9 protein-coding genes are annotated in these 16,611 nt (G+C 69.4%); 1 reads left to right on the forward strand and 8 read right to left on the reverse strand.

Annotated elements, in window-relative coordinates; genetic code table 11:
• Positions 1-582: 582 nt before the first annotated feature.
• Complete coding sequence (locus QZV72_RS05775) at positions 583-831, reverse strand: hypothetical protein (RefSeq protein ID WP_297006202.1); 249 nt, start codon at positions 829-831, stop codon at positions 583-585.
• Entirely contained in the window at positions 828-1,628 is an 801-nt protein-coding gene (locus QZV72_RS05780; protein ID WP_297006204.1) for a RelA/SpoT domain-containing protein, read from the reverse strand. Before QZV72_RS05780 ends, QZV72_RS05775 begins: the two co-directional genes overlap by 4 nt.
• A gap of 431 nt (positions 1,629-2,059) precedes the next feature.
• On the opposite strand from QZV72_RS05780, the gene QZV72_RS05785 reads away from it, so the two are divergent.
• Positions 2,060-2,377, forward strand: coding sequence for a hypothetical protein (locus QZV72_RS05785; protein WP_297006205.1), 318 nt, complete (start codon positions 2,060-2,062; stop codon positions 2,375-2,377).
• Between the two features lie 26 nt (positions 2,378-2,403).
• On the opposite strand, the gene QZV72_RS05790 is transcribed toward QZV72_RS05785, so the two are convergent.
• From QZV72_RS05790 to QZV72_RS05815, 6 genes are all read right to left on the reverse strand, one after another.
• The gene (locus tag QZV72_RS05790; RefSeq protein WP_297006207.1) at positions 2,404-3,057 is read right to left on the reverse strand and encodes a response regulator transcription factor; all 654 of its coding nucleotides are present in this window, start codon (positions 3,055-3,057) and stop codon (positions 2,404-2,406) included.
• On the reverse strand, positions 3,057-3,428 hold the full coding sequence (locus tag QZV72_RS05795; protein ID WP_297006208.1) for a hypothetical protein: 372 nt from the start codon (positions 3,426-3,428) through the stop codon (positions 3,057-3,059). Before QZV72_RS05795 ends, QZV72_RS05790 begins: the two co-directional genes overlap by 1 nt.
• Positions 3,429-3,810: 382 nt before the next feature.
• Positions 3,811-4,350: a holo-ACP synthase gene (locus QZV72_RS05800; protein WP_297006210.1), complete on the reverse strand. Its 540-nt coding sequence runs from the start codon at positions 4,348-4,350 to the stop codon at positions 3,811-3,813.
• Positions 4,347-13,745, reverse strand: a complete 9,399-nt coding sequence (locus QZV72_RS05805; protein WP_297006211.1) for a type I polyketide synthase — start codon at positions 13,743-13,745, stop codon at positions 4,347-4,349. The genes QZV72_RS05800 and QZV72_RS05805 overlap by 4 nt, the downstream gene beginning before the upstream one ends.
• A gap of 62 nt (positions 13,746-13,807) precedes the next feature.
• A complete protein-coding gene (locus tag QZV72_RS05810; RefSeq protein ID WP_297006213.1) occupies positions 13,808-15,346 on the reverse strand; it encodes an acyl-CoA carboxylase subunit beta in 1,539 nt (512 codons plus the stop codon).
• 2 nt (positions 15,347-15,348) lie between these two features.
• Positions 15,349-16,611 (reverse strand): biotin/lipoyl-containing protein (locus QZV72_RS05815; protein WP_297006215.1); only part of this gene is annotated, 1,263 nt, incomplete at its 5' end.

Consider the following 16,611-nt stretch of genomic DNA (forward strand, 5'->3'; position numbering starts at 1 on the left):
CACTGCGCCGCCGGCCGGTCGCCACCGCCTCGGTGACATAGGTGCTCCGGGTGCTCGCCGTGACCTGCTCGGGTCGGACGGTGGAGGCGGGCAGCGGGCTGGAGGGGCTGCGGAAGCGGTCACGGAGATGTCGGGGCATGTGGGGTATTCCTTGGTGCTCGGGTGCAGTGCGGGCGCCGTGCGGTCGGTCATGGATCCGGCCATGGCTCTGCCATGGTTCTGCCATGGGTCGGTCACCGGCCCGGCGCGTCCCCCGCATCATCGCGTACGGAGTTGGACATCCCTGGCCCGTCGGCGGTGTACCGGCGGCGAAGATGGTGTGGGGACGCTGGCAACCGCTGTCCACCGGCGCCGCGCGGGGTTACCCGCCCGACAATCGTCCCCTCCCCACCATCCCACCCCACACCATCCCACCCCAATGAGGCGTACCCGCCATGAGGTTGCGTGTGCGGCAATCCGGTTGTGACGGTTTCCCCGGAAAATCGACCCAACCCGATGGCGCTGGAACCAACCCCATGGCGCAGCAGACGAACTGCGCCTCAGCGCCTCAGCGGCTACTGACGTCGCGCACCCCGCGCGCAGCTACTTCACGTGGGAGACTGCCTCGATGTCCCTGTTGCTGCCGGCGAAGTAACGGCTGTGGGTCCGTTTCACCGCGTCGAGATTCTCGGCACTGATGGTCGCGACTTCCACGTCATCGTCCCCCCGGTGCTTGTCCTCCAACTCGAACTGCCGCTGGATGGCCTCACGGGGCATCCCGAACTCCTCGACAGCCAACGCGCCATCGCTGCGTCGGTACTCCATGACGTACACCAGATCAGTCACAGTCATCGCTGTGCCTCCTTCAACTTCCGGAAGTGGTCCTCCGCATAGGACAGCAACTCTACCAGGGCTTTCCTGTGTTTCACGATGAACTCCCGGTAGGCTCTCACTCCACCGAACACCTGGAGACCGGGATCGACGGGGACCACAGACTCCCGCTGGATCTCCTCCCACACCCGGACCGACTTCTCCCACTCGTAGGTTGAGTCTGAGGTCATCTGCATCCAGGTGACGACTCCCGCCACCGGTCCGCTCATCGAGTTCTCCCCGTATCTAACCTCCCGACCGGTGAGATCCGCGAGAAGTTCATAGGCATTGGCCCACTGAGCCTGAGTCTCCGTCCGAAGCTGCACCTCCGCACGCCCGGCCTCGGCGGTGACATGAAGGTGGACCGCCCGGTATCCGCTGTGTGGCTCGTCGAGAATCTCCTTGACCTTGACGCTCCGCGCGCCCGCCGCCTCGAACGCCGTCACAACAGCAGCCAACGCATCAGCCTGTTCGCGAAGACCTCCGCACAGTGTTACGCGAGCCCCGGCGAAGTCCTGCATCTGTGACAGCTTCATGGACTGTCGCTGCAATTTCTGCCGCGTGGAGATTTCGGTCTTCACCCGTTTGGTGATGCTGAAGTATCCGATCTCCTGTCCCGACAATGCCGCTTCCAGCACTTCTTTGACCTCATCGAGCAGTTGGAAGTGCCAGGCTCGGATATCCGCCGCCAACTCCCTGTCGAACTCCGTGCCGTCGCGGATCGACCGGCCGTACCTGTCCATGTCACCCCTGGACCACGGGTGCTTCTCAGTGAGCATCAGTGTTCTCCTCCCCGTTGTGCCGAGCCCTTCGACACTGTGGTTGCGGGTCATACTACTGACACCTCGATCGACGAGGTCCGTCTAATGGAACATTTGTTCCCTTCGTAAGGTCGCGACGCCTTACGACGCAGGCCGCCGAACGACGCGCCACCGGCCGGTGCCCGCCGTCTCCTAGACGAAGGCACTGTGGATGGAACGGGTGCAGATGGACGGCGTCGTGTTGGTGCAGCGGGGCACCGGCAGAGAGCGCACCTGGCGGCAGCGGCTCGCCGGGATGCGTCATTATCCGGACGCCGCGGAGATCCGGACGTTCGCGACCGACACGGTCGCCCCTGCCCTGGACGAGGTCCACCGCGTATTCCTCCGGCTCGGCTACGAGGCGACACTGATCAGCGCCGAGGACGAGGCGTCATCCCTTCCCCACCTGGATGCTGCTGGTACCGCTGGAGCACCATCGCGGTTTCCAGTACAAGGTCACCCCGGTCACCACCCCGGTCCCATCCTTCGGAGGACGCCGTGCCCAGTCACAGGAGGACTACCTGCGCCTCGAGCTCTTCGACCAGACGGGTACCCAGGGCTACGACCTCAACGGTCTGACGAGGCAGCAGATCATCGACGACGTCATTGGCCGCGACGAGACGCACCTCGGGTTCCTCACCGTGTCAGCGTCCACCGACACCCGGCCCAGGCTCACTCCCCCGGTCACGCCAGTCGCGGAGCCCTCCCTCATCAAGAACGAGGAGTAGAGGACTCAGTGTCACGACAGCGCGACTCAGGTGACGAGCCCCGAGCGGTAGGCCAGGAGCGCCGCCTCGACGCGATTGCGTGCACCGAGGGTCCGCAGAATCCGGGTCACGTGCCATTTCACCGTGCCGACGCTGAGGTAGACCGACTCCGCGATCTCCGTATTGGAGGCACCCTCGGCGAGCTGCAGCAAGATGTCGGTCTCGCGCTCGCTGAGACGGTCCACCCGCCGTCTGGCATCGTCGTCGATGCGTGGAGAAGTCCCGACGTGTTGAACAAGATGCGCCGCCACCTGCGGGGAGAAGTAGGCGCCGCCCGAGGCCGACGCACGGATCGCGTGACTGAGTTCCTCCGGTTCCCCTGATTTCAGGACGAAGCCGCTCACCCCGATGGACAACGCAGCGGTGACGTAGTCGGACTCCCCGAAGGTCGTGAGCATGATGATGCCGACCTCCGGATACACCTCGGCGATCTTCTTGGCGGCAGTGATGCCGTCCATCTCCGGCATCCTGATGTCGAGGAGCACGATATCGGGGTTCTTCTCGCGGATGACGGCCAGGGCCTGCCTACCGTCACCGGCATCCCCGACGACGCGGGCATCGCCCGTCGCCTCGACGATGGTCCGGATACCCGACCTGATCATAGGCTCGTCGTCGACCAGCACCACTCTGACCACATTCATTACTGGACTCCCGTCACTATGGTGTCGATGGACGCAAGTTCCCCGGACAAGAAGCAGAGACGGAGGAGATCTCCCGAACGGTCATCGAGCTGGTTAGAAGTGAGTGCGTAGAACTGGCATGTCGACCCCTGCGGGGCGCTTTCGCTCGCCCGCTGGCGTTCCTCATCGCTGATCTGGGTGAACTCCTCGTCAGGGAGTTGATCTTGCACCTGCTCAGCGTCCATTCCGACAGACAACGAGCTCAGGACGTCCGACGCGAGCAGGGAACGCTCGGCATGCCACCAGTTGTTGACCACGACTGCGCCGAACACCAGAGAGAGTGCGACCAGCGGCACGGCAACTGCCAACGCCAGCTTTCTGTTCCCCTGCATGCGGGCGATGCTCAGTTCGACAGCCGGATCATCGTCCGGCACAACGGCCGACTCGACCACTGTCCCGCTGGTCGGAAGGCCAGCATCCTCGGAATGCGGTTCGCCCGGCGCGTCCAGCGGCAATGTCAGTCTCAGTTCGTGGAGGCCATTGCTGACGCCACCGTGGTCAGCGCCTGGTTCTCGGTGCGCGCGCAACACCCCGTCACGGACCCCATGGGTTGTCCCCCTGCCGCAGTAGATCTGATGCCCCGACTCTACGCAGAGGACGCCCGACCGGAGCAGACATCATAAGTTGACTCGAATCTGTCCGTCCGGAGGCCCTGGTTTGACAGATTCGGGTCAACTCTTGACAGGCACGTCAGGAGGCGCCGACAGCAGGACGCTACACCCGCCACTCCCCCACCACGAAGGCCTGGGCCACCGGCCCGTCGTGAGACAGGCTCAACTGCCACACCGCATGACCTGCACCGTCACCTGCGCCGAAGCGCCGGGCCAGCGCACCGGACACGATCGAGCTCAGCGGCTCATGCAGCCGGATGTACGGCCGGCCCCAGCGGTCCTTGACCACCTCGATCTGCGACCAGTCCATGTGGGCACCGGGGATCTCGTCACCGGCGTCCGCCAAGGTCCAGGCCTTGTAGAAGGCCTCCTTCGCAGCCCACCGGGCAGCGAGGTGCTGGGCGGGATTCCCGCTGGTCTTCGCCAGCCGGGCGCACTCGCGCCGCTCGGCACCGGTGAAGGACAGGGCGAACTTCGACCCCGGCAGCTCCAGCTGCTCGGCGAAGGAGGGGATGTCGACGACATCCACCCCCACGCCCAGCACGAAGCCGCGCGGCACGGAGTCCACCGGGTCCAGCGGACCCCTGGCCCTCACCGGGTCAGCAGACCCGGCCGGGCCAGAGCCCTTCACCGGGTCAGTCACCGGAACAGACCGTCCTCACCGGCACGCGCCGCCGGGTCGAGCAGCATCGCGGGCTCAGCCTCGTCGATGTCGACACCGTCGGCGAACCGCCGGTGCTCGATCTCCTCGAACAGTGCCCTGTGGCCGAGCATGCCTGCCTCACGGCGGCGGACACCGGCCCGCAGGCGGGAGGACGCCTTCTCGACCCACACGGCCGCGGCGTCCTCCCCGAGCTGGGAAGCCACGGCGACGCGGAACGCCTCCGGGTGCACCAGCGCGAGCAGCGCGGAGACGTGGCCGAAGCCCAGCGAGGTGAGCAGACCGGCCTTCACCGTGCGGGACAGCTGCAGCGGCTCACGCAGCCACACCAGGTCCGGGGAGGACGCCATCTCCGGGTCCACGCAGTCCAGCGAGCGGTTCGCCGGGATCGTGGAGGACCGGAAGATGTCGCTCAGACCGGCGGTCTGGAACACGGCGGCACCACCCTTGGCGTGACCGGTCAGGGTCTTCTGCGACACGACGTACAGCGGGTTGCCCGGGGTACGGCCCAGCGCGGCGGCCAGCTTCGTGTGCAGCTTCGACTCGTTCGGGTCGTTGGCGTTGGTGGAGGTGTCGTGCTTGGAGACCACGGCGATGTCATCGGCGGAGACACCCAGCGTGCGCAGGTCCTTCGCCAGGCGGGAGTTCCTCCCGCCCCGGCCGGCAGCCAGAGCGCCCTGTCCCGGGGCCGGGATGGAGGTGTGGGCGCCGTCGGCGAAGGACGCCGCGTACCCGACCACCGCCTTCACCGGCAGGCCCAGCTCCGCTGCCACGGAACCACGGGCCAGCAGGATCGTGCCGCCTCCCTGCGCCTCGACGAATCCGCCGCGGCGACGGTCGTTGGCCCGGGAGTAGAAGCGCTCGTTGAGGCCCTTGGCTGCCATTTTGTCGGAGTCCGCGGTCGCGTTCATGTTCGCGAAACCGGTGATGGACTCGACGTTGATGTCGTCGGTGGCACCGGCGACGACGAAGTCCGCCTTGCCGAGTCTGATCTTGTCGGCACCCTCCTCGACGGAGACCGCCGCGGTGGCGCAGGCTCCGACCGGGTGGATCATCGCACCGTAGCCACCCACGAAGGACTGCATGGTGTGCGCGGCGATGACGTTCGGCAGCGTCTCCTGGAGGACGTCGGAGGGGATGTCCTCCTCGAGGAAGCGGTCGACGAACAGCTTGCGCATCGAGGTCATGCCGCCGAAGCCGGTGCCCTGGGTCATGGCGACGTCGGACGGGTGCACGGCCTGGAGGATCTCGGCGGGGGTGAAACCTGCGGAGAGGTAGGCGTCCACCGCGGTGACGAGGTTCCAGACCGCGATCCGGTCCACGGCCTCGATCATCGATGCCGGGATGCCCCAGCGTGCCGGGTCGAAGTCCGTCGGGAACTGGCCGCCGACCTTGCGCGCCAGGGTCGCCCGGCGGGGGACGCGGGTCCGGGCGCCCGGCAGGCGGGTGACGGACCATTCCCCGGTCTCCGGGTCGTGGTTGGCGCGGGTGAAGGTCGGGTCGTTGTCGACGAACGTCGCGGCGTCCTCGGCGGAGTCCACCGTGAAGGTGACCTCGTGGTCGAGGAAGATCTCGACCTCCTGCGGGGTGGTGAGGTCGTCGATGGCGACGTCGTCGACGAAGGTGCGGACACCGGAGCGGGCGGCGACCTCGTCGCGGTAGCGGGCGTAGATCTCCTCCTCTGGCACGATGTTTCCGTCGACGTCGTACCAGCCGGCGACGGGGGTGTCGTTCCAGGTCAGCAGGCCGGTCATCCAGGCGAGTTCCAGCACACCGGCGGCGGACAGGTCCACGGACCCGTCGGCCCGGATGCCGAGCTCGGCCTCGTTACGGGTGCGCCCGGAACCCCAGGCGCCGATCTCACCGAGGCCCACGATGACGACCATGTCGTCGAGGTCGGCGGTCACCTCACCCCACGCGTCAGCCGGGAAGTCGGACCCGACGGGCTGGGCGACACGTACCGGCGAGGGCAGGGCGTTGACGGTGGCCGGGGCCCCGGCGTCCTCCACGACGGCGGTGTCGTCGGTGGCGAAGACGCCGTCGGCCACGGCCCGGTCACGCAGCTCGGTGAGGTTGATCCTGCCGAGGCCACCGGTGAGGTCGGCGTCGACCGGGCCGGCCAGTGCCTGCGCGCGGACGTCCTCGGAGCAGAGCGCGAGCAGCTCACCGGAGATCTCGGCGGGGCTCCACACGTGGACGCCGGCGGCGACGGCGGCGTCGACCAGGGGGTCGTTGCCGCCCATCAGGCCGGTGCCGGCGACCCAGCCGATCCGCGGGTGGGCGATGGTGACACGCTCACCCCACGGCTCATTGGACCACTTGTTGCAGATCGCGTCGAAGGCCGCCTTGACCTCGCCGTACGCACCGTCGCCGCCGAATGTGCCCCGGTTCGGGGAACCCGGCAGCACGACGTGCAGGCGGTGCGCCAGGTCCGCCTCGTGGCCGATGCGGGACAGGGCGGTGAAGGACCGCTCGACGCTCCACAGCAGCAGTCTGGTCTGGATCTCGGCGTTTCCGCCGGCGTCCTCCACGGTGCCGGACACGGACGGTGCGGCGAACGGCAGGAAGAGGTCGGGGACCAGGGCGGGCTTGATGAGCTTCTGGTCGGGGCCGACAGTCTCGGTCTGTTCGGTGCCGATCCAGTCCACCAGCGCGTCGATGTCGCGGTAGGAGGACAGGTTGGCCGGCGCCAGCCAGATCCGGGCGGACGCCGAGGCATGCTCACGGTAGAGCTTCTTGGCGAACTCCAGGCGGGCGGAGCTGACACGCGAGGCGGTCATGACGACCGTCGCCCCCTCGGCCAGCAGGTCGCCGACGACACCGCCGGCGATGGACGCCGGGGTGACTCCGGTGACCACGGCGACCCGACCTTCGAAGGCTCCGGGTTCGGTGGAGCGGGCGTCGGCCGCGATGGAGCGGAAGCGGGCGGCGAGTGCGGTGTCGCCCTTCTCCTCGGCCCGGGCGGCCCGGAACTCGGCGTGGGTGGCGACGGTCTCGCCGGTGCCGCGGAAGGACACCGTGTCGGCGAGCTCCTCACCGTTGGCCAGACGGGCGACGTCCTCACGGGCGGTGGCCCAGCGGTCGTCGATGAGCAGGGTGCGGGCCGCGTCGAAGGACGGTGCGACGGACGCGGGCCAGTTCGCGCCCAGTTCCGCGGAGACTGCCTCGAGGACGGCGGCGGTCTCCGCGCCCTCCTCGTCGGACAGTGCGGCGGACTCGGGCACGTCGAGGTCGAGGGCGGCGAGGATGTGACGGGCCGTGGTCGCGAGCACACCGGTCGCCCCGGTGACACCCTCGGCGAAGGCGTCGAGGGCGGCGGAGTCCACGGTCCCGCCACCACCGGCACCGCCGGCGGCCGGGATGGCGACCGGGATGCCGTGGGCGGCGCCGACCTGGGCGACGGCCTCGTCGATGATGGCGTTGACGTCGTTCATCGTCGTGGCGGCGGTCGCCAGGGTGGCGAGGTCGCCTCCGCGGGAGGACGCACCGTCACGCGAACCGAGCAGGATCTGCGCGGTGGTGTGGTCGACCCAGCCGGGGCCGAGCTCCCAGGTGCCGGTGACGCGGTCGGCGATGGCCTGGGCCTTGGCGCCGGCGGCACCGAAGAGCTTGCGCAGGCGGTCCTTGACGGCCTCGCCCAGCACCGGCCCGAAGGCGGAGTAGTTGTGGGCGGCGTTGTCGACGGTGACGGACAGGGTGTCCACGTCCGCTTCGGCGGCGCCCTCGACCGCAGACAGTCCCAGCTCAGCGGAGATGTCCATGAGAAGCTGGTTCAGGCGCGAGGACACGCCGTTGGTCAGCGTGCCGGTGGTGTCTGCGCCACCGATCTGCTCCGGACGCAGCTTGTTGGCGTAGGCCAGCAGCGTCCTGATGGCGTCGGACGCCTTGTACGGCAGGTCGGCGGGACGCTCCACGGCACCGGCGGGGACTGCCGGGGCGGTGCGCAGGTCGGCGACCTCGGTGACCGGGGCCGGGAGAGACTCGGGCACGGACTCCGACGGGGCCTTGGCGGACGCCTCGGCGTGTGAGAGCACCGTGTCACCGACCGGCACCGAGGTGGGCGCCGAGGTGGGCGCGGAGCCCTCGTCCTCGTACACGGGACTGTCGATGGTCTGCTGGTCGGTGTGGTAGACGAGCTTCTCGTCGCGCTGGACATTGCGCACGGCGACGTCGGCGGCGGAGAAGCGCGGCAGTTTGAGGGTCTTGGTGGCGAGGTTCGCCAGGGTAGGCGAGGCACCGAGACCGACCTCGACGACCTCGTCGATGTCGAGGCGGTCCGGGGCGAACAGCAGGTCCTGGGTCTCGATCCAGCGCACCGGTGAGGCGAACTGCCAGCACAGCAGCTCGATGAACAGGGTGCGGGCGGTCTTCGCCGCCGCGGCGTCGTCGGCGGTGGCTGCGGCCCAGTCGTCGAGCAGTGCCTGGGCGGGCCCGGAGGGGACGACGTCGAGGATGGCGCGGACGAAGTCCTCGGTGAGCTCGAACGGGCGGGCGACGAGGTTCGGGATGTAGCGGCCGATGAGGATCTCGTGGTTGATGCGTTCCGGCAGCAGGCCGTCCAGCTTCTCACGGAAGTCCGGCACACCGGGGTGCAGGACGCGGGAGTGGAAGGGCACGTCGATGCCCGGGACCATCATGAACGAGCCCTTGCCGCCGTGCTCGGCGGTGCGCTTCGCGGCGTCCTTCTCGAGGGCGGCGAGGCCGGCGACCGTGCCGGCGATGGAGTACTGCTCACCGGCGAGGTTGAAGTTCACGATCTCCAGGAACTCACCGGAGGCCTCTGCTACGGAGTTGACGTACTCGACGACGTGCTCGTCGTCGACACCGAACTGGTTGGGGCGCAGGGCACCCATCCGGTAGTTCGAGCGGCCGTGCTCGTCACGCGGGATGAGGTGGTGCATGGTCGACCCGCGGTGGAAGACGACCTCGAGGACGGTCTCCAGGTCGATGGTGCCGGCGTAGGCCGACAGGGCGGTGTACTCGCCGAGGGAGTGACCGGCGTAGTAGGCGTCGGCGACCAGGGCGTCGGCCTCCCGCAGCCGCGCGGTCTGCGCCAGGGCCAGGGTCGCCAGGGCGACCTGGGTGAACTGCGTGAGGTAGAGGACGCCGTCCGGGTGGTGGTAGGTCACACCCTTGGCGGTGAGCTCGGTCGGGTTGTCGCGCACGACGGTGAGGATGGAGAAGTCCAGTGCCTCGCGGGTGTGCCGGTCGGCCCGCTCCCACACCTCGGCGGTGGCCTTGGAGGCGGCGCGCTCGTCGAGGCCCATGCCCTTGGCCTGGATGCCCTGGCCGGGGTAGACGTAGGCGATCGTCGGGGCGGCGGTGACCGCGGTGCCCTGGCTGACGAGTTCGTCGTTGATACGGCAGGTGACGTCGAGCAGCAGTCCGCCGCCGGCGACACGGCCGACACGCTCGACCTGGATGTCCACCGGGTCGCCCAGCTGCACGAGCCCGAACATGCGGTAGGTCCAGCCGAGGATGGTGTGGCCGGAGCCGGCCGCGGACGCGGCGTGCTGGGTGGTGGCCGACAGCCACATTCCGTGGACCAGCGGTGCCCGCAGTCCGGCGACGCGGGCGGCGACGTGGCTGGTGTGGATCGGGTTGAAGTCACCGGAGACCCAGGCGAAGGGGGTCATCTCGGCCGGGGCGTTGACCCGGGTGCGCAGCAGGGTGGAGCGCGGGGTGTCGGTGATCTCCCGGTCAATGCCGCCGGCGGGTGCCGGGTCGGCGGGCGGGGTGGTGCCGAAGGCGCGGCCACGGATGGCGAAGCGCTCGGTCTGCCTGCCCAGCAGCTCACCGGCGGCGTCGAACATGTGGTGGTGCACGGTGACGACGCGGCCCGAGGAAGACTCCTCGATACCGGCGGCCCAGCTGGTGACGGTGATCTCGCCGGTGGCGATCTCGTCGGCGGGGACCTCCAGGGCCACGGAGTGGTCGAGGTGCACAGCGTTGAGCAGGCCCTCGATGACGGGGTAGCCGTCGACGAGCGCGGAGCCCAGGGCGGCGTAGATCGCCGGCCAGCAGGTGCCGAGCAGGGCGTCGGGGACGATGGTGGCGCGCTCGTCGGAGCGGGACCCGGAACCGGTGGCGGACAGGTCGGGCAGGCCGGCACCGGTCACGCCGGCGTGCTGGGCGCCGAGGCTGTCGGTGAGGTGGAAGGTGTAGGAGAATTTACCGAAGGGGGCCTCACCGTCGGCGTCGGTTTCGGAGCCCTCGATCTTGGCGGGCATCCGCTCGATGACGTCGTCGGTGACGGAGGTGTTGCCGACACCGGCGGTGCCGGCGAGCAGACCGTACATGGTCTCCGGGAGCTTCTCCTCGTCGACGACGGGCAGGGCGCCTGAGGCGACCGCGTCGGACAGGATCAGCGGGACCGGCAGGCGGCGCACGGCGTGGACCCTGCCCTCGCCCTCACCGGCGGGTGTGCCGTCCCAGAAGGTGTCCAGGTGCAGGTCGACGGTGACCTTCACCGGGCCGCCGTCCGAGCCGTCACCGGTGACGATCAGCTCGTACCTGTCCTCGTCGATGACGTGGGCCGGGTTGTCCATGAGGTGGCCGGTCCAGGAGATGTACGGGGTCGCCTTCAGGAAGGACGCCACGTCGGCGGCGTCGGAGATCCGGGACCACGCGGTGGTGATCTCACTGTCACCGGTGCCGTCGGTGCTCTCCAGGGAGTGGCGGCCGGTGGAGGTCGGGGCTCCGCCACCACCGGCGACGCGCTCGCGGCAGGCGTCCTCGAAACGCCCGAGGATGGACGCCACCGGCTCGTCGACGGTGGTGATGCCGGAGACGGACACCGGACCCGGGATGATGCGGACCTGGTCGGCGGAGTAGCGGGTGTCCTGGGACTGCCACAGGCAGTCCTTGCCCCACCAGGCCAGCAGGTCCTCGTCGATGGCGGGGACGAAGCCGACGGGCTTGGGGAACTTGCGGCACAGCACGAGGAACCAGGCCGCGTCGAGCGGGGTGAGGGTGTCGGTCTCGGACGCCGGGTAGGCGTCGACCAGTGCCTCTATGGCGGTGGTCGGATCGGCGGCGTCCTGCTCGGTCGGGAAGAGGGTGACGACCTCGCCGTGGTCGACGTCGGACAGGCGGGCCTCGACACGCTGCAGCAGCAGGTGGAAGCGCGACAGCCAGGACGGGTCGACCCACGGGAAGGACAACTCGGCGAAGCGGCGGACGACCTGGGCGTAGGTCATCTCCTCCAGATCACCGAAGTAGGGCTTGGCGGTCTTGTTCAGCGCGGCGATGATCTCGTCGCGGCGCGCGTTGACGGCCTCGAGGTTGGAGCCGATCTCCTGGATCAGGCGCATGCACTTCGCGGCGGAGTTGTCGACCTCATGGATGTCGGCGCGCAGGTGGGACAGGCCGGAGGTGGCGCCGCCGGCGGACTGGCCGGGGGCGATCCAGCCGCCGTTGGGGGCGGTCAGCGCGGAGCCGGTGCCGTCAGCGACACCGGGGGTGTCGACGAGGAGCTGCTTGATCTCCGGGGTGGTCTTCGCCTCCTTGGCGGTCATGGCGGCGGTGCCGACCATGATGCCGTCGACCGGCATTGCCGGCAGGCCGAGGGCGGTTGCCCATGCGCCGGTGAGGTAGTCGGCGGCCCGCTCCGGGGTGCCGATGCCGCCGCCGACGCACAGGACGACGTTCGGCTGACGCCGGATCTCCGCGTAGGTGGCGGTGAGCAGGTCGTCGAGGTTCTCCCAGGAGTGGTGTCCACCGGCGTGGCCGTCCTCGACCTGGAGGATGATGCTGGTGCCGGTCTCCTCGAGCTGGCGGGCGATGCCCAGGCCGGCGCGGATCTGGGCGACGGTGCCCGGCTTCAGGGCGATGTGGGAGAAGCCGGAGTCGCGCAGCGCGCCGATGACCTCGGGGGCCTCGTCGGGCTCGGGGATGCCGGCGGAGATGACGACGCCGTCGAACGGGGCACCGGACTCACGGGCCTTGGCGACCACACGTTGGGTGCCGAAGTGGAGGTTCCACAGGTAGCGGTCCATGAACATGGCGTTGAACTGGACGGCCCGGCCCGGGTCGAGCAGTCCCTTGAGCTTGGTGAGGTTGCCCTCGAAGACCTCGGCGGTGACCTGTCCACCACCGGCCATCTCCGCCCAGTAGCCGGCGTTCGCGGCGGCGGCGACGATCTCGGGGTCGACGGTGGTCGGCGTCATACCGGCGAGCAGCACCGGGGAACGGCCGGTCAGCCGGGTGAAGGCGGTCTCGACGGTGCGGCCGGTCGGCAGGTCCAGCAGGCGCGGGGCGAAGGAGGACCAGTCGACGGTGCGGTCGGGGTCCCCACCGGGGGCAGCGAGCCCGTCGACGGCGGCGAGGGTGCCGGCGGCCACGAGGCCCGCCCCGGAGCCCTCGACGAGATCGGCGGAGAGCCTGGCGACGGTGTCGCCGGGGCCGAGGTCCAGGAACCAGGTGGTGCCGAGGGCGAGGGCGTCGACGATGCCCTCGACCCAGTCGACGTGGTCGGTGAGCACGGCGCGGGCCAGCTTCTCGGCGGCACCGTCGGTGTTCAGACCACAGGTCTCGGCCCAGGCGACGGTCCGGGCCACGGCGGGCTCCATCATGTCGTGGTGGAAGGGCACGGTGACGTCGAGGTACTCGCAGACCGGGGCGAGCGGGGCACCGCCGCGGATCTTCGCGGCGAGCTCGGCGGCGTCCTTGTCGGCGACGACGGCGATGGTCTTCTCGACGACTCCGAGGTCCTCCGGGGAACCGGAGAGGATGAAACGACGGTGGCCGTTGCGGATGGCGACCTGGACACCTGTCTCGGCACCGCCGGCGGCCTCGGCGACCTCGACGAGGACGGCGTCGAGGGTGGCACGGTCGAGACCTCGGACCGAGAGCATCGGGGTGGCCTCGCCGGCGGAGACGCCGAGGGAGCGGGTCAGACGGGATGCGGCGGCACCGATGAGCCGGGCGATCGCGACGACGTGCGCGGGGTCACCGGCGCGGCCGTCGACGAGCGCGGCGCCGAGCACGCCCTGGGAGTGGCCGAGGACGGAGGCCCGCTCATCCGCGACAGCGGCGGTTGCGTCGTAGCCGGCGGCCTTCAGCGCGGCGAGCTGACCGAACTGGGCGACCGTGATACCGGGGACGGACAGTGCGGCGGAGACGGAGCCCTTCGCCCCGGTCAGCCGCTCGAGGGTGAGGGCACCGGCCGTCGCTGCGGTGAGCTGGGCGGCGACCGGGGCGATGAGGGCGGTGGAGTCGGTGAGGACGCCGCGGACGGCGTCGGCGAGGGACGGGTCCTCGGCGAGGTCGGTGAGACCGGCGCGCCAGGCGGTGGCCTGACCGCCGAACAGCAGGGTTGCCCGCTGATCGCCGGCATCGGCGGAGTTCAGACGGGAGAGGAAGCTGGTGTTGGTCATGATGTCCTTTGTGTGGGATTCGGTGACGGGGAGGGAGACGTCGGAGGTGGGGACGGGACCCGTCACAGCGGCCCGTTGGAGTGGTACTTGAACCGGTTGAGGTCGCGGTGCTTGGTGCGCAGGGCGCGGAGGGCTGCGGCGATGGTGTCGCGGGTGTCGATCGGCTGGACGATGCCGTCGAGCTCACCCATCTCCACGGAGAAGTTCGGGTTGATGTTCTTCGCGGCGTACTCGTCGGAGAGCTGTTTCGCCACGGCCGCGCGGTCGGCCTCGGGGACGGCGTTGATGTCGCGGCGGTTGAGGATCTGGACGGCACCGTCGGCACCCATCACGGCGATCTCGGCCTTGGGCCAGGCGTAGGCGTAGTCCGCACCGATGCCCTTGGAACCCATGACGATGTAGGCGCCGCCGTAGGCCTTGCGGGTGATGACGGTGATCATCGGGACGGTGGCGTTGCCGTAGGCGTAGATGACCTTCGCCCCACGGCGGATGATGCCGGCGCGCTCCTGCTCGGCGCCGGGCAGGTAGCCGGGCACGTCGACGAGGGTGATCACGGGCAGGCCGAAGGCGTCGCAGCAGCGCACGAAGCGGGCGGTCTTCTCGGAGGACTCGACGTCGAGGGTGCCGGCACTGTGCATCGGCTGGTCGGCGACGATGCCGACGGGCCGTCCCTCGATGCAGGCGAATCCGATGACCATGGACTTCGCCCAGTGCTCCTGGACCTCGACGAACTCACCGTGGTCGACGAGGGCCTCGATGACCTCGACGACGTCGTAGGGCATGCGGGGGTCGTCGGGGATGATGTCGCCGACGCCCATCGCGGACTCGATGTCCTCGGCGGACGGCTGGTAGGCGTAGGTCGACTGCTCGTCGTTGCAGTTCTGCGGGAGGTAGTCCATCAGGCTGCGGGCGTAGTCGATGGCGTCCTCCTCGTCCTCGGCGAGGTAGTGCGCCACACCGGAGACGGAGTTGTGCATCTCGGCGCCGCCGAGGTCGTCGAGGCTGATGACCTCACCGGTGACGGCGCGGACGACATCGGGGCCGGTGACGAACATGTGGGCGTTCTCCTTCGTCATGATGACGAAGTCGGTCATGGCCGGGGAGTACACCGCACCGCCGGCGCACGGGCCGAGGATGACAGAGATCTGCGGGATGAACCCGGAGGCGCGGCAGGACGCCCGGAAGATCCGGCCGTACATGGCCAGACCGCCCACCCCCTCCTGGATGCGGGCTCCGCCGGAGTCGAGCAGGGCGAAGCAGGGGACGCCCTGTTCCACGGCGCGCTCGATGAGGTCGGTGATCTTCTGACCCTCGACCTTGCCGAGGGTGCCGCCACGGATCGAGAAGTCCTGGGAGTAGACGGCGACGGGGCGGCCACCGACGGTGCCGAAGCCGGTGGCGACGGCGGCGCCGAGGAAACCGGCCGCCGGGTCGCCGCCGAAGAATCGGCCGTGCTCGACGAAGGATCCTTCGTCGCAGAGCATCTCGATGCGCTCGCGGGCGGTGAGCTTGCCCTTGGCGTGCTGGAACGCCTTCGCCTTCTCGTCGGCGGTCGCGGCCAGTGCGTTGTAGTCGACGGTGGTCTTTTCAGCGGCGGTCATGGTCACGCCTCCTCGGTGTTCTCGGTGGTGGCGGCGTCAGCGTCGGCGTCGGTGTCGGTGTCGGCGTCGGTGTCGGCGTCGATGTGCAGCATCGGGGTGCCGGCCGGGACGTTCTGCCCGATCTCGACGTCGAAGGAGGTGAGCACACCGGACACGGGGGCGTGGATGTACTTCTCCATCTTCATGGCCTCCAGGACGATGACGACGTCGCCCTCGGTGACGTGGGCGCCGGGCTCGGCACCCATGCGCACCACGATGGCCTGCATCGGGGCGAGCAGTGCGCCCTCGGCGTTGAGGCCTTCCCCGGCGGCCGGGGCCGAACCACCGTCGCCCCCGCGGTTCTTCTTCCGGCGGGAACCACGCAGCGGTTGGACGCGGCGACGGGCGTGGCTGCCCAACTCACCGAGGGAGTCCCCGAGGTTGCCCAGGCCGGACTGCATCATCGAACCGAGGCCGGCGAGCGACGCCAGGCCCTCGGGCAGCGTGATCTTGTGCCGGCGGCCGTCGATCTGGGCGGTGAAGGTGCGCAGGGCCTCGGCGATGGCGTGGCCGACACCGTCCTCGGAGTCTCCGTCCCTGCCGTCGCCGCCTCCCTTCCTGCCGAGCTTGACCCATTCCTCGTCAGTGAGCTCGGGGAGGAACCTGGTCTCCAGCCAGCGGGTGCGGACCTGCAGGTCGGCGTGCTCGTTGGTGGCGTCGAAGTCCGGATGGGCCATGATGAGGTCGAGCAGCGGGGTGACGGTGGCGATGCCCTTGATCTCCAGTTCCGCCAGGGCGCGGCGGGCGCGCTGGATGGCGCGGGCGCGGGTCGGGCCGGTCACGATGAGCTTGGCGATCATCGAGTCGAACTCCGGTGAGACGGTGTCGCCCAGACGGACGCCGGTCTCGATACGCACGCCGTGTCCGGCGGGCCAGGTGAGCTCCCGGATCTTGCCGGCGGCCGGTGCGAGGTCGTTGGCCGGGTCCTCGGAGGTCAGGCGGAGCTCGATGGAGTGGCCGCGGACTTCGGGGACCTCGGGGATGGTGCCGCCGTCGGCGATGGTGAGCTGAGCTTCGACGAGGTCGAGTCCGGTGACCTCCTCGGAGACGGTGTGCTCGACCTGGAGACGCGGGTTGACCTCGAGGAAGTGGAGGTTCCCCTCGTCGGTGAGCATGAACTCACAGGTGCCGAGACCGACGTAGTCGGTGTGGTCGAACAGGGCCTTCGACCAGGTGGTGAGGGTCTCGACGGTGCCCTCGGGCATGAAGGGGGCGGGTGCCTCCTC

The organism is uncultured Corynebacterium sp. (assembly GCF_902782855.1).
Classification (GTDB): domain Bacteria; phylum Actinomycetota; class Actinomycetes; order Mycobacteriales; family Mycobacteriaceae; genus Corynebacterium.